Annotated in this window: 14 protein-coding genes, 1 other RNA gene and 3 pseudogenes; 9 read left to right on the top strand and 9 right to left on the bottom strand. The window is 65.3% G+C overall.

Annotated elements, in window-relative coordinates:
• Positions 1-5: 5 nt before the first annotated feature.
• Positions 6-1,598 carry a class I SAM-dependent methyltransferase gene (locus tag EJI01_RS06860; protein WP_126836371.1) on the bottom strand — a complete coding sequence of 531 codons (1,593 nt, stop codon included), beginning with the start codon at positions 1,596-1,598 and terminating at the stop codon, positions 6-8.
• A 205-nt stretch (positions 1,599-1,803) separates the two neighbouring features.
• Between EJI01_RS06860 and EJI01_RS06855 the strand changes: the two are divergent.
• Together EJI01_RS06855 and EJI01_RS06850 are read left to right on the top strand one after the other, a co-directional pair.
• Positions 1,804-1,992: pseudogene (locus EJI01_RS06855) on the top strand (integrase core domain-containing protein); the annotation flags it as partial.
• Positions 1,993-2,332: 340 nt separating this feature from the next.
• Entirely contained in the window at positions 2,333-6,313 is a 3,981-nt protein-coding gene (locus tag EJI01_RS06850; protein WP_260602358.1) for an autotransporter domain-containing protein, read from the top strand.
• 438 nt (positions 6,314-6,751) lie between these two features.
• On the opposite strand, the gene EJI01_RS06840 is transcribed toward EJI01_RS06850, so the two are convergent.
• Positions 6,752-7,657: a LysR substrate-binding domain-containing protein gene (locus tag EJI01_RS06840; protein WP_185878847.1), complete on the bottom strand. Its 906-nt coding sequence runs from the start codon at positions 7,655-7,657 to the stop codon at positions 6,752-6,754.
• A gap of 95 nt (positions 7,658-7,752) precedes the next feature.
• Here EJI01_RS06840 and EJI01_RS06835 point away from each other — a divergent pair, with 95 nt between their 5' ends.
• Both EJI01_RS06835 and EJI01_RS06830 read left to right on the top strand, forming a co-directional pair.
• Positions 7,753-8,721, top strand: a complete 969-nt coding sequence (locus EJI01_RS06835) for a Bug family tripartite tricarboxylate transporter substrate binding protein (RefSeq protein WP_126836369.1) — start codon at positions 7,753-7,755, stop codon at positions 8,719-8,721.
• A 2-nt stretch (positions 8,722-8,723) separates the two neighbouring features.
• A complete protein-coding gene (locus EJI01_RS06830) occupies positions 8,724-9,203 on the top strand; it encodes a VOC family protein (RefSeq protein ID WP_126836368.1) in 480 nt (159 codons plus the stop codon).
• A gap of 117 nt (positions 9,204-9,320) precedes the next feature.
• Here the strand turns inward: EJI01_RS06830 and EJI01_RS29240 are convergent.
• Positions 9,321-9,530 (bottom strand): annotated as a pseudogene (locus EJI01_RS29240) (hypothetical protein); the annotation flags it as partial.
• Between the two features lie 157 nt (positions 9,531-9,687).
• Complete coding sequence (locus EJI01_RS29055) at positions 9,688-9,939, bottom strand: hypothetical protein (protein ID WP_221885648.1); 252 nt, start codon at positions 9,937-9,939, stop codon at positions 9,688-9,690.
• Between EJI01_RS29055 and EJI01_RS06820 the strand changes: the two genes are divergently transcribed.
• From EJI01_RS06820 to EJI01_RS06805, 4 genes are read left to right on the top strand one after another with little or no spacing between them, the layout of a single operon-like run.
• Positions 9,929-10,330, top strand: a complete 402-nt coding sequence (locus EJI01_RS06820) for a spore coat U domain-containing protein (protein ID WP_221885647.1) — start codon at positions 9,929-9,931, stop codon at positions 10,328-10,330. The two genes, EJI01_RS29055 and EJI01_RS06820, sit on opposite strands and share 11 nt — an antisense overlap.
• A gap of 59 nt (positions 10,331-10,389) precedes the next feature.
• Complete coding sequence (locus EJI01_RS06815; RefSeq protein ID WP_221885646.1) at positions 10,390-11,190, top strand: molecular chaperone; 801 nt, start codon at positions 10,390-10,392, stop codon at positions 11,188-11,190.
• A 53-nt stretch (positions 11,191-11,243) separates the two neighbouring features.
• Entirely contained in the window at positions 11,244-13,562 is a 2,319-nt protein-coding gene (locus EJI01_RS06810; RefSeq protein ID WP_126836366.1) for a fimbria/pilus outer membrane usher protein, read from the top strand.
• A complete protein-coding gene (locus EJI01_RS06805; protein WP_126836365.1) occupies positions 13,559-14,566 on the top strand; it encodes a spore coat protein U domain-containing protein in 1,008 nt (335 codons plus the stop codon). The genes EJI01_RS06810 and EJI01_RS06805 overlap by 4 nt, the downstream gene beginning before the upstream one ends.
• 45 nt (positions 14,567-14,611) lie before the next feature.
• Here EJI01_RS06805 and EJI01_RS06800 read toward each other — a convergent pair.
• Positions 14,612-14,876, bottom strand: a pseudogene (locus tag EJI01_RS06800) (transposase); the annotation flags it as partial.
• Here EJI01_RS06800 and EJI01_RS28700 point away from each other — a divergent pair.
• Positions 14,875-15,045, top strand: a complete 171-nt coding sequence (locus EJI01_RS28700; protein ID WP_185878846.1) for a hypothetical protein — start codon at positions 14,875-14,877, stop codon at positions 15,043-15,045. The pseudogene EJI01_RS06800 and the gene EJI01_RS28700 overlap by 2 nt on opposite strands.
• Positions 15,046-15,172: 127 nt before the next feature.
• On the opposite strand, the gene ssrA is transcribed toward EJI01_RS28700, so the two are convergent.
• The 4 genes from ssrA to ompA form a co-directional block, all read right to left on the bottom strand.
• Positions 15,173-15,560, bottom strand: a transfer-messenger RNA (tmRNA) gene (gene ssrA, locus EJI01_RS06795).
• 12 nt (positions 15,561-15,572) lie between these two features.
• Positions 15,573-16,241: an HAD family hydrolase gene (locus EJI01_RS06790; protein WP_126836574.1), complete on the bottom strand. Its 669-nt coding sequence runs from the start codon at positions 16,239-16,241 to the stop codon at positions 15,573-15,575.
• On the bottom strand, positions 16,241-16,963 hold the full coding sequence (gene ubiG, locus EJI01_RS06785) for a bifunctional 2-polyprenyl-6-hydroxyphenol methylase/3-demethylubiquinol 3-O-methyltransferase UbiG (RefSeq protein ID WP_126836364.1): 723 nt from the start codon (positions 16,961-16,963) through the stop codon (positions 16,241-16,243). Before ubiG ends, EJI01_RS06790 begins: the two co-directional genes overlap by 1 nt.
• A gap of 125 nt (positions 16,964-17,088) precedes the next feature.
• Complete coding sequence (gene ompA, locus EJI01_RS06780; protein ID WP_126836363.1) at positions 17,089-17,748, bottom strand: outer membrane protein OmpA; 660 nt, start codon at positions 17,746-17,748, stop codon at positions 17,089-17,091.
• Positions 17,749-17,958 lie beyond the last annotated feature (210 nt).

The raw sequence follows: 17,958 nt of genomic DNA, 5'->3' as shown, positions 1-17,958 counted from the left end.
ATGGATCAGCCCGCAAGCAGTCCCTTGCGCCGCAAGTCCCGAAGGGCAAGCGCCACCTGCTGCTGCGTGAACTCGCGCAGCGCACCTGCTTCCGTGAGCGGCTTTTCGTCCTTGATGAAGCGCAGGCGCTCGGCGCGGGCTTCGACGGCGAGGTGCAATGCCAGGGACTCGTGCGAATGCGCGCCGTCGAGCAGCGGCAGCAGGCAGCGCTCGAGCAGCGAAAGGCCCACGGGCTCATGCCACAGGTTGCACGCGACGGCCGAGGGTCCGGCATTCAGCGCGAGACCGGGCGCGCTGCGCACCGCGGCCAGGGCGCGCGGGAACTCCGACACTTGGGCGGCGGCCTGCGGCGAGGCTCGCCGGATGCGCACGGCACCGAGGATCAGCAGTTCTTCCAGCATCGCCATGACGAGCGGCTCGACTGCGGCGCGCGGTTCGCCGGTCCGTGCCGAGACCTCGGCGATCAGCACGTCGGCCGACGCGGTGGCCGGGTAGCGCTCATCGAGCACCTGCGCCACCGCTTTTTGAAGCGGCAGCCGCAGCGTGATCTTCAGGTTGCGCATCGCATTGCACGGCTGCTCCTGCGCATCGAGCGTCAGCACCCCGCCGCCTTCCGCTGCGAACACGCCGGCGAATTCGAGGGCGCGGATGCGCTCCGGAACAAGGCGATAGCGGATCCCGGCGGCGCGTTCCTGCTTGACGAGCAGCGTCTGGCGGAAGGTGCGGTTGACCAGGAAGTCCAGGTACTGCTCCATCATGATCTGGCTGCCTCCGCATTCGCGCAGCAAGGGATCGCGAACCTTTTCGCCATAGTTCTGGACGAACATGGTCGACGGCTCCGCATCCGCCAGGTAGCTGAGCCCGTGTGCGCTCGCACGCGCGGCGAATTCCTTGAAGTAGCAGGGCGAGTTGCAGGGCTCGAGGAACTCGTGCAGCAGATAGGAGCTGTTCGCGGCACGCACGATCGGCATGGTCTCTTCGAGCGTCTTCTTGAGCACGCTGTCCGGCCGCGCCGACTGTTCGAGAAACTCGAGCATCCCGCGCGCGTATGAGAGCTTCTCGTCCGGCTCGTCGCGCGGGGCGCCGCGCAGGATCATGGCGTCGCGCACGATCTCGCGCGCCTTCCAGCCCGGGTACACGTTGTAGCTCACGTAGGCCACTCCGTTGGGGGCGAGATTCTCCGAGCACACGCGCAGGATCGCGTCCTGCACCGGCGCCGGCACCCAGCTGTAGACGCCGTGGCAGACGATGTAGTCGAACTGACCGAAGGAGGCGTCGATGCTGGCGATATCGAGTGCGCGCAATTCGACGTTCTTCAGGCCCGAACGCTCGATGGCCGCCACGCCCTGCCGGATCTGCACCGGTGAAAGGTCGACGCCGAGGGCTCTCGCCTCCGGGTGGCGTGCCGCGAAAGGGATCAGGTTGCCGCCGGCCGCGCTGCCGAGTTCGAGCACGCGTGCCTGCGCGGGAGCAGGCGACTCGAGGCCGAAGAGAAATGCCAGCGCCTCCAGATGTTCGACAGCAGACTGAGGAAACGGATGCGAGTCGTACGGCACGGTGTCGTAGTAACTCGTGAGCGCGGTCGTCATTGAATCCATGGTGTCCTCTGGGCGAGCGACGCCGACTATAGCTCGCGCGCAGCATGGCGCGAGCGTCGGCTTGCAAGCCTTTGCAAGTTGCCGCCTAAGAGCGTGGTTCTAGACCCGATGGTCGGGTCGGGAACCGTGGTTCGACAGGCCACTGATCTGGGCCATAAGGCTTATGGATTCGATCTCGACCCCTGCACTGCTCAAAGAGCAAGACATTGCGTGCAGCATGAGCCGCGCGGGCCAGGTCTGGGACAACTCAGCGATGGAGAGCTTCTTCAGTTCATTGAAGACCGAGCGCACAGCCAGGAAGGTGTACAGGTCCAGGGAGCAGGCACGCGCCGACGTGTTCGGCAACATCGAGCGTTTCCACAATCGGACGCGTCGTCATTCGACGCTCGGCTAGGTCAGCCCGATAGAGTTCGAGAAAGCTCAAAAAGCTTAGGCCGGTTTCCACGGAACCGGCAGCAGCCCATCAGTAGTTTCAGGTCTTCAGGCTTCTCTTGCTGAATAGCCCAACGCGCGCCGTCGGCTTGGGTGCAAATCTGGAGCGCGATGTACTGACGCGAGCTGCGCTCAGCAATCGAATTGACAAAGTTTGAGAATCCGCGCCGGATGTATGTCGCAGCGAGCCGACACGACGCAAATAAATCAATCCACTCGAATAGTTTCGGCTGACGCAGCAGGTTGTATGGAATTGGGGGTGCACCTCATCATTCGCGAGCAATTACTAAGGAGATGCACGGATGAGGGCCAGCAAGAACAACAATCCCGCGGGCAATCCGGAAGGTAGCCGCCGCAAGCGGCATGTGCATGCGAGCTGCGTGAGCAGCTCCGTAACGTCCACCGGGCGTCCCTTTGAAGCCTCGGCGGTCGCGATCGCCGTCGCGCTGCTGGCAACGCTGTCGCAGACCGCGTACGCCGCCAACTACACGGTCGCCACCGAGACCGAACTGCGCAACGCGATCACCGCCGCCAATGCCGATCCCGACCCGAGCGCGACCATCACGCTGACCGGCAACATTGGCCTGTCGAGCACGGTTGCTCCGTTGCCCACCGCCACCAAGCCCATGACGCTCGACACCGCCGGCTTCACGTTGTCGGGCTTCGACAGGACCAGCGGGAGCGGCAATGGAGGCGGTATTCAGGCGGCAACCAATTGGACCATCTTCGGCGCGCTCAGAGGGGGCAACGCCAACGGGACGGGGACGGGTGGGCAGGGCTTCAATGGTGGTTTTGCTACACAGCTCATCAATCATGGAACGATCACGGGCGGCACAGGTGCGGGAGCGGGGGGCGGCGGTGGATTCGGTGCCGTCATGAGCGGCGCTGGCAGCAATCATGTCAACAATGGGACGATCACAGGCGGAACCGGAGGAACCAGCGCCAGCACCGCAGCGGGTGGCTCAGGAGGGGTGGGCGGCAGTTTGGTGGGGGGGACGCTCACCAACAACGGCACGATCACCGGCGGCGCCGGAGGAGCCAATAGTGCGGGCGCGACAAGCGGGGGGGGTGGGTCGGGCGTGTCGATGAGCGGTGGGACATCACTCGTCAACAATGGCACGATCACCGGCGGCGCCGGAGGAGCGAGCAGCGCAGGCACGGCAGGTTCAGGTGGGGTTAGCGTCCTGATGAACGGTACTTCATCACTCGTCAACAATGGCCTGATCGAGGGCGGGGCATCCACGAACGGTGCTGCCGGATTTGGAATCGCGGTTGTGGGCATCGCATCGGTGACGAACAACGGAACGATACGAGGCGGTCAGAGCGGTGTCCCCGATGCTTTCGCCGCCGGCATATTTGCAGGTGCTGGGTCATTGGCCACGTTCATCAACAACGGGACCATCGAAGGCGGAACGGGAGCAGCGGGGATCTCGGTCAACACAGTGGGGGGCACCGACATCACGATCGTCAACAGTGGGACGATCCGAGCTGGCGCCGGCCATCCCAATGCCATTCGACTCTCGACATCGGCAACGGGATTGAGCGTGCTCGAGTTGCATGCGGGCTCGGTGATCGAGGGCGATGTTCTTGCGAACGCCACCGGCACCAACGACACCTTGCGCCTTGGCGGCGCCGCCGACAGCAGCTTCGATGCTTCGAGCATCGGTGCCGCGGCGCAGTACCGCAGCTTCGACCGCTTCCAGAAGAACGGCGCCAGCACCTGGACCCTCACGGGCACGACCACCGCCCTCACGCCCTGGCAGGTCACGGGCGGCACCCTGTCGGTGGCCAGCGACGGCGCGCTCGGCGATGCCGCCGGCGCGCTCACGCTCGACGGCGGCGCACTGCAGAACACGGCGTCCTTCGCCTCCGCGCGCGCGGTCACGCTCGGCGCCGGCGGCGGCACCTTCCGCACCGATGCCGACTTGAGCCTCGCCGGCGTGGTCGGCGGCGCAGGCGCATTGACCAAGACCGGTGCCGGCACGCTGGTGCTGAGCGGCGCCAACACCTACAGCGGCGGCACGACCATCTCGGCCGGCACCCTGCAGCTCGGCAGCGGCGGCACCTCGGGTTCGATCCTGGGCGACGTCACCAACAACGGCACGCTGAGCTTCAATCGATCCGATTCGCTGACTTTCGGCGGCGTGATCTCCGGATCCGGCGCCGTCAGCAATGCAGGCCCGGGTACGACCGTGCTGACGGCCGCCAACAGCTACACCGGCAGCACCCACATCCAGGCCGGCACGCTGGCGCTGACCGGCGCCGGCGCGATCGCTGCGTCCAGCGGCGTCGCGGTCGACGGCAGCTTCGATATCTCCGGCGTGAGCCCAGCCGGCACGAGCGTCGCGGGCATCAGCAGCAGCGGCGCGGTCCTGCTCGGCGCGAAGCAATTGACGCTGACGGCGGCCAGCGGCGACTTCGGCGGCGTCGTCTCCGGCACCGGAGGCTTGCAGGTCGCCGGCGGCACCCAGACCCTGTCGGGCACCAACACCTACACCGGCGGCACGACGATCTCGGCCGGCACCCTGCAGCTCGGCAACGGCGGCACCTCGGGTTCCATCGTCGGCGACGTGACCAACAACGGCACGCTGAGCTTCAACCGATCCGATGCCGTGACCTTTGCCGGCGTGATCTCGGGCAGCGGCGGCGTCCGTCAGATCGGCTCCGGCGCCACGCGCCTCACCGGCAACAGCGCCGCCTTCACCGGCACCACCACGGTCGAAGCCGGCATGCTCGCCGTCAACGGCACCCTCGGCGGCACGCTCAACGTGCTGGCCGCCGGGCGCCTCCAGGGCACGGGCACGGTCGGCAGCACGACGGTGGCCGGCACCATCGCCCCCGGCAACTCGATCGGCACGCTGACGGTCAACGGCAACTACACGCAGGCACCCGGCTCCACCTACGAGGTCGAGGTGGACCCGGGCTCCAATGCCTCCGACCTGATCCATGCCACCGGCACTGCCAGCATCGGCAGCGGCGCGCGCCTGAACGTGGTGCGTATCAACAGCGGCACCTACATCCTGGGTACCCGCTACACCGTGCTCACCGCCGATGGCGGCGTCGCCGGCACCTACAGCCTCGGCGGCGACACGACCACCGCCTTCGTGCAGCTGTTCGACCGCTACGACGCCAACAACGTCTACCTCGTCGCCGAGAAGGTGCGCAGCATCGCCGATGCGGCCGGCACGCCCAACCAGGCGGCCGTCGGCGCAGCGCTGGACAGCCTGCCCGCCAGCAACAGCCTGGCCAACGCGGTGACCTGGCTGCCCAACGACTTCGCGGCACGCGATGCGCTGAACCAACTGTCGGCGGACATCCATGCCTCCACCAAGACGGCGCTGCTGGAAGACAGCCGCTTCGTGCGCGAGGCCGCGATCGACCGGCTGCGCGGCGCGGCCTGCGCGCCCGGCAGTGCAGTGCAGCAGGCGCCCCAGCAGCCCGGCACCGGCTGCACGCCCGAGGACCGCCAGAAGCACGCGGCCTGGACCCAGGTGTTCGGCTCCTGGGGCAGCATCGACAGCGACGGCAATGCGGCCAAGCTCGAGCGCGACATCGGCGGCTTCATGGTCGGCGCCGACACCGGCGTGGGTGCGGGCTGGCGCGTGGGGGCGCTGGGCGGCTACAGCCGCGCGAGCGCGGACACCAGCGCGCGCAACAGCAGCAGCAAGACCGACAGCTATCACCTGGGCGCGTACGGCGGCACGCAATGGGGCGCCACGGCGCTGCGCCTGGGCGCAAGCCACAGCTGGAACAAGACCGAAACGAATCGCTCGGTCGCCTTCGCGGGCTTCGCCGGCGGCCTGGAGGCCGAGTACGACAGCACGACGACGCAGGTGTTCGGCGAGCTCGGCCATCGCATCGACCTGGGCCGCACCACGCTCGAGCCCTTTGCGGGCCTCGCCCATGTGCGACTCGAGAGCGACGCCTTCTTCGAGCGTGGCGGACCGGCTGCGATGCACGGGGACGGCGACAGCCTTGATGCGACCTTCTCGACCATCGGCCTGCGCGCGAGCCTGCAGGCGAGCGAGCGCATTCGCGTGCGCGGCATGCTGGGCTGGCGCCATGCGTTCGGGGACACGACGCCCGCGAGCACGCATGCGTTCGGCGGCAGCCTGCCGTTCACGCTGACCGGCGTGCCGCTGGCCAAGGATGTCGCGGTGCTCGAAGCAGGCATCGAGACGCAGCTGCGGCCGAACCTGACGCTCGGCGCCTCCTACTCAGGGCAGTTCGGCGACGGGCTGCAGGACCATGGGTTCAAGGCCAGCTTGAACTGGAAGTTCTGACGTTCTTCACGTTCGAAGGCGATGATCCCACCCATGACCGGCAAGCAGCCAAAGCGCAGCGGTGACAAGGCGGCAAAGAGCAGCCGAGCAGTCCCGAAATTAGACAGCGGCCGCGTCAGCGAGAGTGCTTCGGCAAGGTCACGAAAGACCTCGCGTCGGGCACCCTCGACGATGGATCTCTTGAACCTGGCGCTCGAAACAGACAGTTCGGTGGGTTGGGCGGAGAGGCTCGGATTGTCCCCAGAGGCACTGCGTACCTCCCGCAGCAGAGGTCGGCTCGCGCCGATGATCGCTGGTGCGCTGGCCGAAGCTCTTCAGCAGGATCCAGCGAAATGGATCGTGATCGGCGCTCGAAAGGGAGCGCAAGAGCGCATGCAAGACAACGATGCCCACGAGCAGCCATTCAGGGGCCGCCGAAGTGCGAACCGCTGGCGGACGTCACCGACGGCCGCTTGGTACCAACTCGCGTGCGGACAGTGTCACCGCTTTCGCCATCGCGGCCGCGAGCCGGCTAAGCGGGGCGCCACTGCGCGAAAAGAGGCCGACCGTGAAGGCGGCCGGGCCGTCCACAACCGGGATCTCGTCGATGGAATTGCTGATGAGCGGGTGCGTCAGCATGCGGCGCGAGAGCACGCCCAGCACGTCGCTGCGCGCGATCAAGGCGATCATCGCGTTGTAGGACTCGCATTGCACCGACTGGCGGGGTTCAGGCAGCCGCGCTGCAGCAAAGGCGCGGGCAATGGAGCCCGGTCCGAGACCGCTCCCCCATTGAGTGAGCCACTCGGCGTCCACGAGCTCCGCTAGCGTCCTGGCGCGGCCAAGCGGATGTCCCTTGCGGCACACGACCGCAGTTTCTTCCCGAAAGACCGGCCTGAACGCAAAGGCGGCATCCAGGTCGCCCGCAAGGCGCGGCCCCATGGCGAAGTCCAGCGAGCCGTCGCGCACACGCGGAAGCAGCGCAGGTGCGAATCCTTCCACAATCCGCACCTCCGCCTGCGGGTGCTGCCCGCGGAATCGTTCGAGCGCCGCCGGTACCACCAGCAATGCCGCGATGGGGCCGACGCCGAAGGCCACGGATCCTGCGCCGAGACGGTCATTCACTAGGGCCTCGGCCTTGCGCATCTCCGCGTATGCGATTCGCGCGTGGCGAAGGAAGGATCGACCCAGTGGCGTCGCCTCGACGCCATGCCGGGTTCGCCGCAGAAGCTCGGCCTGCAGTTCCGTTTCGAGGGCGTGGATGGCTTTCGTGACGGCTGGTTGGGTCACGCCTAGCGCACGGGCGGCCGCCCTCAAGCTTCCCCCGTCGACAGCGGCCAGTAGCGCTTCGATTTGCCTCAGGCGCACGTGATAACCGATAGTTATGTCGCGCTACAACATATCATCTTCACAGGCGCTGCGCTATCGTGATGAACTGAAGGCCACTTGCCGGAGGATTGCTTATGAGGCGCCTTGCCACTGCCTTCTTGTTGCTCTTCGGGGTGCTCTCTGCTCCGGTCCATTCGCAGCCCGCCTACCCGAGCCGCCCGGTCCACATCGTCGCCCCTGTCCCGCCCGGGTCGCCTCCCGATGTCGTCGCCCGCGTGATAGGCGAGCAGCTCGCCCGTGCCCTGGGCCAGCCCGTCATCGTGGAGAACCGTCCGGGAGCAAGCGGCACCATCGGGCTCAATCACGTCGCCAAGGCTGCTCCCGACGGCTACACGTTGGGCATTCTCTCGATGCCGGTCACGATCGTGCCAAGTCTCTTTTCGGCCATGCCGTTCGATGTCGTGGAGGACCTGACGCCGGTGCGGCAGGCGGTATGGGCCGGGACGATTCTCGTCGTGCGCAATGAGTCACCCTACCGGTCGCTCGAGGACCTCGTTGCGCAGGCGAAACAAGCGCCGGCACAGCTGACGTTCGCCTCCGGCGGCGCAGGCACGCCCTCACACCTCGGAGGCGAGCTCTTGAGCCGGACCATCGGCAGCGAGATCCGCCATGTTCCTTACAAGGGTGCGCCCGAGGGCGTGTTAGCGGTCATGAGCGGAGAGGTGACGATGATGTTTGCCGCCGCCGGAGCGGTCGCGCCCCATTTGAGCTCGGGGAAGCTGCGCGGCATCGCAGTGCCCACGCCCATGCGCCTCGCCGCTTTCCCCGACATCCCGACCATGGGCGAGAAAGGCTTTCCGGATTTCAACTTGCGAGACTGGCTGGGCGTCGTTGCACCGCCCGGGACGCCTTCGCACATCGTCCATCGGTTGAGCAACGCCATCGGCGAAGTTGCCGCGGCCCCCTTGGTGCGCGAGCGCTTCCGTGCGATGGGAATGGACGCTGTCGAAACGACAACGCCTGACGATTTTGGCGAGCTGGTCCGCAGCGAGACGGCGCGCTGGGCCAAGTTCGTCCGCGAAACCGGAATCAAGGGTCAGTGAACATGGAAGCAGCAAGCGAAGGCACGGCCACAAGCAAAGCCCGGATCGGCCACCTGGTGTTGAACGTCAAGGACGTGCAGGCGTCGGCCCGCTTCTATTGCGACGTCCTCGGGATGCGCAAGCGGCGAGGCGGCGTTTTCAATGGCGACACGATGGTGTTCCTCACGTTCGGCGAGCAGGATCACGACCTTGCGCTGGTTCAACTCACGCAGACGGCGCTGCCGGCAGATCCGAGGGCAGCCGGCCTCGGGCATATTGCCTTTTGCATCGGCCGCCAAGTCGACGAGCTGCGACACTTCGAGGCGCACCTGGACCGCCTTGGAATCGTTCCCGAGCAGATGGTCGAGCACTTGTATGCTCTCTCCATTTACTTCCGCGATCCCGACGGCAACGCGCTCGAGGTCTACATCAAGACCCAGACCCAGACGCCCTTCATCGACGGTGAAATGCGCCTCGACAATCCATCCTTGACGCTTGAATAGACTAATGCGTCGTGCGTGTGCGCATCCGGCACGAAGGACCGCCATCTCGACCCAAAGCAGACATGGGCGAGGTCATTGGTCGACGGTTTCGGCATGGCACATCGCCGCGGGCGCGCACTACGACCGGGCCGCAATGGCAGGGCCGAAACAGGGGCAATCACGCTTGAAAGCGCAACGCCTTGAGGACCAGAAGGCGGGCAAAGGCTGCCGTCTGCTCGGGTAATAAAGGTGGTAGCCGGCGAACTTGGGGCACCAGTCTTCCAGCACCCGCACCAGCTGCCCGGCGACGATGTGGGATCTCAATTCATCTTCGGGCAGCAGCGCGATGCTCTAGCCAGCCGCCTACCTGATGCCCTTCAGAATCCACGGCTTTAACCGGACTGCCGGGACTGAGAACTATGGATCTATCTATCGCTTGCAATCCATGAATAAAGCTACGATTTTTTGCCCTGAATAGGTGAATTCGATAGCTGCGCGGCTCTACTTAACGAATGCAAAGCGTTTGTCGGTCGATTCCCCCATACTGGTGCTGCAAGCCCCACCATTCAGACGTGCACAAAGAAGGTTCGGCAGTCGCCAAACCTCTCTGTGCTGATTCGAAAAAACCTTTTTCACTACGTCTGCAAATCATGTCTATGTTCAAACGCGCCCTTCTTGTTCTTGCGATCGCTGCGGCTTCTTCGCCTTCATGGGCCGACACGCCCACCACGACTTTCAATGTGGAGATGACGATCACCAAGGCCTGCAACTTCGAGACGGGCGGAACCGACGTGGATTTCGGCTCCGTGCAATCCACGGCCGGTAGCGCAACAGGCGCCGGCAGCCTGAAGGTCAACTGCACCAAGGGCACGACCTACGACATCGGGCTGAGCGCCGGCAGTGGCACCTTGGCGACCGTGACCGCACGCACGATGAAGGGCACCGGCGCGAACACGGATGAAGTGCCCTATGCGCTGTACCGCGAAAGCGGACGCACCACCAACTGGGGCGACACCGTTGGCACCACCACAGTAAGCGGCACCGGTACCGGCGTGGTCCAGACGGTCAACGTCTACGGCTCGGTCGCCGGCACCAACTTCACTGCGGACGCGTACAGCGACATCATCACCGCCACGGTCACCTATTGATCGCACACCTGTCAGGGCGTCGTCACAAGTCAAGGGGCGCCTGGGGCGCTGCCGCGGCGGTGCTGCTGGCCCTGGCAACCCTGACTTCGCCGGCCAACGGCGCCAGCCTGCAGGTCGTACCCACCTCGCTCACGCTGCAGGCACGCCAGAACGCTGATGGTCTCTGGCTGAGCAACACCGGCAGCCAACCCCTGCATGCGCAAGTGCGCGTCTACCGTTGGACGCAAGTAGACGGTGAGGATCGGCTCGAGCCCACGCGGGATCTCACGGTGAGCCCGCCCATGCTGCAGGTGCCCGCCGGCGAGAGGCAACTGGTGCGAGTCATTCGGCTCGGCCCGCCGCCAATGGGGGTCGAAGCCAGCTATCGCTTGATCGTCGACGAACTCCCGGTTCCGGCTTCGGCGCCTGCTGAGGGATCCGTTGCCGCCGATGGGCGCGCCGGCAAACACGCCGGACTGCAATTCGTGCTGCGCTATTCGCTGCCCGTGTTCCTGCTGCCGGCCACGCCCCGGGCGCCGGGAGCGGCAGGTCCGGCCGAGACCGCGCTTCAGCCCGACTTGCAGATTCGATGGGTGCGAACAGGCGAACAGACCCAAGTGGAAGTCGCAAACGATGGTCCTGCGCATGCCCAGATTGAAGATCTGGTGCTTGTCAATGCCGCGGGTGAGCGCCAAACGGTACGCGCCGGACTCGCCGGCTACGTGTTGCCGGGCCAGCGCAGGCGCTGGAATCTGCCCGTCACGCTGCATCCGAGCGCGTCCGCCGGCGGGGTTTTCAAAGCCCGCGTTAATGGCGAATTTACCGAACGCACCCTGCTGTCGCGCGAGCCCGCCGCGACGACATCCGGTGTCCCACGCTGAACCGCCATACCGGCGCGCCCCTTCGAGGGGCGGCGCCACTGCTCGCGGCTCTGATGCTTCTGGGCGAGCCATGTGCACAGGCACAGCCACTCGCAGTCGCGACCGAGCCCGCCGCTGGAACCGAGCTCTACCTTGAGGTGGTGCTCAACCAGACGCCCTCCGGCAAGCTGCTGCCCTTCGTCTCCCGAGGAGGCGCGCTGTACGCTCGCGTGGCCGATCTGCGGCAGTTGGGATTCGCGCTGGCGGGCCAGCCCGGCGAGCAGATGCTGGCGTTGGCCGAACTGCCGGGTCTGAAGGTCCGGTTCGACAGTCGGCTGCAACGGATCGACTTGGATGCGCCACTGGCCCTTCTGTCGCTGGCGACCACCCGTCTCGAGAGTGCACGCGCCACGGCGCTGCCCCTCAGTCCCACCGCGTCGGGCCTGCTGTTCAACTATGACCTTTATGCCGCGCACGGCCGCGACGGCAGCCAATTGAGCGCGGCCCAGGAAACGCGTCTGTTCGGCCTTGGCACAGGCGTCGTGAGCAACACCATGATCACGCGCCTCCTGAGCACCGGGGGCGGCACTTCCAATGATGGCTGGCGCGGCGAGTCGGTGCGGCTGGACACCTCATGGCAGGCCTCGTGGCCGGAAAGCATGCTGACGCTCAAGGTGGGCGACAGCGTCACCGGCAGCCTGGGCTGGACGCGTTCGGTGCGCCTGGGTGGCGTGAGGGTCGGCAGCGACTTCGGCCTGCAACCCTATCGCACGATCACGCCTCAGCCAGCCTTCTTCGGCGAAGTCACGGTGCCGTCGACGGTCGAGCTCTACGTCAACGGACTCAAGCAGTACAGCGGCCAGGTGCCGACCGGTCCATTCCAATTGCGCAGCAACCCGGGCATCAGCGGCGCGGGCAATGCGCAGATCGTCATCACCGACGCTTTCGGGCGCAGCAGCATGATGACGCTGCCCTTCTATAACACCCAGCAGCTGCTCTCCGCAGGGCTCACCGACTGGTCGGCGTCGATGGGTGCCGTGCGCCTTCAGTACGGACAAAGGTCCTTTTCCTACGACGGTACCCCAGTGGTAAGCGCGAGCTTGCGCCGAGGCATCAGCGACCGCTTCACGCTGGAAGCCCATGCCGAAGGAAGCACCGAGGTTCGCAACGGTGGCCTGGGCGGCCTGTGGTTGCTCGGCACGGCCGGCGTGATCAGCGCCGCTGCGGCCTACGGCGCGGCGCGAGGCGAACACGGAAGCCAATGGGCGCTGGGCTACCGCTGGAATCGCGCGAACCTTTTTCTCGACCTGAATACCCAGCGTACACGCGGCGAGTACCGCGACATCGCATCCACCTATGGGCAGAACCCGGCGCGGGTGAGTGACCGCGCCAGCGCAGGCGTCAACATTCCGTGGATGGGCAGCCTGGGCGTGAGCTACGTTCGGCTGGCCTATCCGCGTGGGGACGACGCTCGGTACGCGGGCCTCTCCTGGTCGCGCCAGTTCGGCAACCGGCTCCTGCTGAACGCCTCGCTCAATCGCAGCCTGACCGGCCGCAAGGACCTCGGCTTGTTCTTCGGCCTGAGCTACGGCCTCGAAGCGCGCGTGACCGCCAGCACCTCCGTGCAGCGCGATCAGGGCCGCACCAGTGTCGGTGTAGATATCTCCAGCCCCGTGCCGAGCGATGGCGGTTGGGGCTGGCGCGCGCAACTGCGCGACGACGGTGGCGATCGCGGCGCGCAAGCCGAAGCCGGCTGGCTGGGGCGCTACGGACGGGCCAACGTCGGCATCGCGAGCTCCAGTGGCAACACCTACGGCTATGGCAATGCCAGCGGCTCCCTGGTGTTGATGAATGGCAACATGTTCACGGCTCGCGACGTGAACGGCGCATTTGCCGTGGTCAGCACCGATGGCGTTGCGGGCGTACCCGTCAAGCTGGAAAACCGTGTCGTCGGTACGACCGACGATCGCGGGATGCTGCTGCTCACACGCTTGAACGCCTGGCAGCGCAACAAGCTGTCCATCGACCCGATGGACTTGCCCGCCAATGTGCGTGTGGGCCAGGTGGACCAGAACGCTACGCCCAGCGACCGCGTGGGCACCGTCGTTCGCTTTGCCATCAGTCCCGTGCGTGCTGCGGTCATCGTGCTGCACGACGCGAGCGGTCAACCGCTGGCCCTAGCCAGTCGCGCGCAGGATGCAGAAGGCTCGGGCGCGGAAGCGATCGTCGGCTACGACGGCGAGGTCTATCTGGACACATTGCAAATGCACAACCACCTGCGCGTTCAGTCTCCCGAAGGCCGCGCGTGCCACGTCCGCTTCGACTATCCGGCAGCGACAGACAGCGTCCCACGCATCGGGCCGCTCACCTGCACGGTGCAGACGGCACCATGATCCGGTTGCGCATTGCCGCCCTGTTTGCGCTATGGCTGACCGGCAGTCTGCTGTGCGCGTCCCAGGCATCGGCGGCGACCACCTGCAGCGCCACCCTGAGCAGTCTCGTCTTTGGAAGCACCGATGTCACCGGCTACACCGCCGCGACCGCCAGCCTGTCCGTCACGTGTACGACAAGTGCCTTGCCGCAGTCGGGCAACGCCAAGGTGAAGTTGTGCCTGGGCATCGGTAAGGCCGCCGATCCCCGGGCCATGCTCAACGCAACCGGCGACACGTTGAATTTCCAGATGTACCAGAACGCCGCTTACAGCACCATCTGGGGCAGCAGCCTGGGCTCGGCGCCGGCCAACGAACCCCTGCAAGTGGACCTGGACTACGCAGTGCCGATCTCCACGGGAGGAAGCAGCACCCGGGGCTACACCCTGTATGGGCGCATTCCGCCGCAGGTGAGCGCCGCAGCAGGCATCTACACCGACAGCTATTTCGGCAACAACACGGACCTGGCCTTCCAGTACAACACATCGACCTCAGGAGAGGCCGCCTATCCCGTGTCGTGCACCGCCGGCGGCACGGCGGGCACCACCAGCACATTCGGCTTCGAAGTCACTTCCACCGTTCCGGCGAGCTGCGAGTTCTCATCCGCGACCGACCTGAGCTTCGGCAGTCATGCCGGCCCGATCGCCAGCGCGCAGGACAACACCTCCAGCGTCACCATGATCTGCCGCAATCGCACCGCCTGGAACCTCGGACTGGACAACGGCCAGAACCACGATGGCGGCACGCGCCGCATGCGGCTCGGCAGCACTGGCAACTACGTCGGCTACCAGCTTTTCCGCGATAGCAGCCACAACCTCGCTTGGGGCAGCACCATTGGAACGGATACCGCGACGGGCACCGGCACGGGTAGCGCCCAATCACAAACCGTTTATGGCCACGTGCCCGCCTCGCAGAACGTGCCTGCCGGCAGCTACAACGACACGATCACGGTGACCGTGACCTACTAGACATCTACAAGGACTTCCCTTTTAGTCAAGGCTTCATTTCTACAGCTTTCCACGAAGCTCGGGGTCGCGCTCCATCCCGAGCTTGGCATTCTCTTTCTTCAACCGCTCAATCTCGGCCTGCTCGGGCTTCATCACCCCCTGACCGGGGAAGCCTGCAGCGGGTCAGCAGTCGCCTCGCGCATCCACTTGCGCAGCACGTTCTCGTGCACATGAGGTCGCGCGCAGCTTGCACCACCGCCACACCCCGTTCCTCCACCAGCTTGACTGCTTCAGGCTTGAACTCTCGGCTGAATTGCCTTCTCGTTCCCATGAACCACCCCTCCGGTTTCATCTTCCACCTTAACAAGGTGTCTTTGAAACCGGCAGCAGCCCACCTCTCCTCGGGATCGACGGGCGGCGGCGAGGCGTTCTACGTGTGGGACGGCATCCCCAGCGAAGATGTGCAGGCTGCCCTCATGGCGGCCATCAAACCGGAGTGAACCCGCGTGCGAATGTCCGCGGTCCTGCGTGCGATCTAGGTGCGAACCGAACGCCAATGTGTGGCGGCTCAGGACAGTCAGGGAAGCCCGGCGCCAATGGTCTTTCATTGGCGCGGGTTGTCTTGGATGGTGGAGCTGGGGGGATTTGAACCCCCGTCCGCAAGCCTTCGTCGCGCAGATCTACATGTTTAGCGATCTGATTTAGGTCTCGCCACCGGTGTCGCGCAGTCGCACGCTACACCGGCCGCCAGCACCCTATGTTCTCGCTCCGACCCAAGGTACCCGGATCGGAGCCAGCCAATGTAGATTATCTTTGCAGCCGGGAGGCGTCAGATTGCTCTAGCGCCCCCTTGCCCAGCCCATCGGCCTGCTGTTGCAAAGCTCACCGGCAATTAAGCGGCGAGTGCGAAACGTTCGTCGTTTGCAGTTAGTTTGTTTGAATCTGTTTTACGAGCGCATTCAGCTCGACATGCCCCGCTGCGATTCCGAACCCACGTCGAAACCAGTGCAGCCCCAAGCGACACATTTTAGGCCGGTTTGAGTAGTTGCAAGAGCTCCATGGGCGATGCGATGGCGGCATCGGCCTGCCACAGCGTCACATCCACCTCCGCGCCCATGTAGCCGTAGGCGGCGGCCACCGTTCCCATCCCCGCGGCCCGGCCGGCCATGATGTCCCGGTGGTCGTCGCCCACATAGATGCAACGAGCGGGCGGCACGCCCAGCTGTCGCGCCGCCTCGAACAGGGGCTCGGGATGTGGTTTGGCGTATGGCGTCGTGTCGCCGCTAACGATCGCGCGCGCCGTGCCGAACAGCGGTAGCGCGCGTGTCAGGGGACCGGTGAAGCGAACCGATTTGTTGGTGACCACGCCCCATTGCAGCCCCCGCGCGCATAGCGCCTCGATCAGTTCGGCCACGCCTTCGAAGACCTGCGTGTCGCGCAGCATCCGGGTCTCGTAATTGACGAAGAACTCCTCGCGCAGCGGCGCGAACTCCGGCGCATCGGGTGTGATGCCGAAAGCAACGCCCAGCATCCCGCGCGCACCAGCGCCGGCCATGGGGCGATAGCGCTCCAGTGGGAGCGAGGCCAGGCCCCGATCCGTGCGCATCTGATCGGCCGCCGCGCCCAAATCCGGAGCGCTGTCGATCAGCGTGCCGTCCAGGTCGAACAGGACGGCCTGTGTCGCATCGCCCCCCATCATGACTGGGGCACCGATGGTTTGCGGGTCGCAAACATGTAATTGACGCTGGTGTCGTCGCTGAGCCAGTAGCGCCGCGTCACCGGGTTGTGCTCCAGGCCGCGCGTGTGGCGCAGCTCGAGGTTTGCAGCGCGGCAATGCGCGGCCAGCTCGCTCGGCCGGATCAGCTTCTGATACTCGTGCGTGCCCCGGGGCAGCATGCCCAGCACGTATTCGGCGCCGACGATCGCGAACAGGAAGGACTTCAGATTCCGATGAATGGTAGAGAAGAACACCCATCCGCCGGGCTTGACAAGCTGGGCGCAGGCCTTCACGACGGAGGCGGGCTGGGGCACGTGCTCGAGCATTTCCATGCAGGTGACGACGTCGAAGCTCTCGGGCTGCTCGGCAGCCAGCGCTTCGACGCTGATTTCGCGGTACTTCACGCCACGCGTCGCTGCTTCGAGCGCGTGCAGCTGGGCGACCTTGAGAGCCTTGTCAGCGAGATCGATGCCCAGAACGTCGGCGCCTCTCCGCGCCATCGAGTCGGCCAGAATCCCGCCACCGCAACCCACGTCGAGCACCTTGCATCCTGCAATCGGTGCAATGCTTTCGATCCACTCCAGACGCAGTGGATTAATTTCGTGCAGCGGCCGGAATTCGCTTTCCAGATCCCACCAGCGGTGCGCGAGTTCGGAAAATTTGGCGAGTTCTGCCGGATCGGCATTCACGGTATCGGTCATATGCGGATTATGAAACGGCGCGAATTCCCCGAACCGGTTACCTGCAATGTGCTGCGTGAATCGCAATGCGATCGATCATAAAAAAACCCCGCCGGAGCGGGGTTTGTTTTGGAGATTCTTGCGAATCAACGGTTGGCGCGGGTACCGACCACTTCGATTTCCACGCGGCGGTTCTTGGCGCGACCTTCACGGGTCTTGTTGTCGGCGACCGGTTGCTTCTCGCCCTTGCCTTCGGTGTAGACGCGGTTGCGTTCGATGCCCTTCGAGACCAGGTAGGCCTTGACGGCTTCAGCGCGGCGAACCGACAGGCGCTGGTTGTAGGCATCGGTGCCGATCGAGTCGGTATGGCCGACGGCGATGATGACTTCGAGGTTCACGTCACGGATCTTCGAGACCAGGTCGTCCAGCTTGGCGCGGCCTTCAGGCTTGAGAACCGACTTGTCGAAGTCGAAGAATGCGTCAGCAGCGAAGGTGACCTTCGAAGCGGCGACGGCCGGAGCAGCAGGAGCAGGAGCGGGAGCCGGAGCAGCCGGAGTCACAGCGGCGGGCGGTGCAACCGGAACGAGCGCGCCGTCGCAACCAGCGGCAGCCGTGGCGGGCGTCCAGTTGGCATTGCGCCAGCACAGTTCGTTGGTGCCGTTTTTCCAGACCAGTTCGCTAGTGCCGTTTTGCCAGTTGTCGATCACGGGGCCACCGTTCGCGGCGGTGACGCGGGTCTGCGCGCCGGCGGCAGTGGCGAGCGCAGCGACTGCAAACATCATCGCCACTTTATTCAGTTTCTTCATGGTTCTCCTCTTGGGGAAAAAGCCGCAGCCGCGCTGCGAATCAAGGACGCTTTAAGTGACCACCACCCAAAACGTTGAGGCGATTGTGCCATAGGGTCTTTGGCAAACCGCCCGCGAGGCGCCCCTGAAACGTAGGACGGAGGCGGAATACCGGCCTTGTGTTGCGGCGGTGCGACACCCTCCGCGGCGTAAAATTCGGCCCCTTGCTGT

The organism is Variovorax sp. MHTC-1 (assembly GCF_003984645.1).
GTDB lineage: Bacteria > Pseudomonadota > Gammaproteobacteria > Burkholderiales > Burkholderiaceae_C > Variovorax.
The sequence above is the reverse complement of the archived record's forward strand: the minus strand, read 5'-3'. Positions and strand labels throughout refer to the sequence as shown.

What these genes read in the sequence shown, in the direction of transcription:
- EJI01_RS06860 (WP_126836371.1), bottom strand. Translation starts at nt 1,598, where the DNA reads ATGGATTCAATGACGACCGCGCTCACGAGTTACTACGACACCGTGCCG.
- EJI01_RS06850 (WP_260602358.1), top strand. Translation starts at nt 2,333, where the DNA reads ATGAGGGCCAGCAAGAACAACAATCCCGCGGGCAATCCGGAAGGTAGC.
- EJI01_RS06835 (WP_126836369.1), top strand. Translation starts at nt 7,753, where the DNA reads ATGAGGCGCCTTGCCACTGCCTTCTTGTTGCTCTTCGGGGTGCTCTCT.
- EJI01_RS06830 (WP_126836368.1), top strand. Translation starts at nt 8,724, where the DNA reads ATGGAAGCAGCAAGCGAAGGCACGGCCACAAGCAAAGCCCGGATCGGC.
- EJI01_RS06820 (WP_221885647.1), top strand. Translation starts at nt 9,929, where the DNA reads ATGACGATCACCAAGGCCTGCAACTTCGAGACGGGCGGAACCGACGTG.
- EJI01_RS06810 (WP_126836366.1), top strand. Translation starts at nt 11,244, where the DNA reads ATGCTTCTGGGCGAGCCATGTGCACAGGCACAGCCACTCGCAGTCGCG.
- EJI01_RS06805 (WP_126836365.1), top strand. Translation starts at nt 13,559, where the DNA reads ATGATCCGGTTGCGCATTGCCGCCCTGTTTGCGCTATGGCTGACCGGC.
- EJI01_RS28700 (WP_185878846.1), top strand. Translation starts at nt 14,875, where the DNA reads ATGAACCACCCCTCCGGTTTCATCTTCCACCTTAACAAGGTGTCTTTG.
- EJI01_RS06790 (WP_126836574.1), bottom strand. Translation starts at nt 16,241, where the DNA reads ATGGGGGGCGATGCGACACAGGCCGTCCTGTTCGACCTGGACGGCACG.
- ubiG (WP_126836364.1), bottom strand. Translation starts at nt 16,963, where the DNA reads ATGACCGATACCGTGAATGCCGATCCGGCAGAACTCGCCAAATTTTCC.
- ompA (WP_126836363.1), bottom strand. Translation starts at nt 17,748, where the DNA reads ATGAAGAAACTGAATAAAGTGGCGATGATGTTTGCAGTCGCTGCGCTC.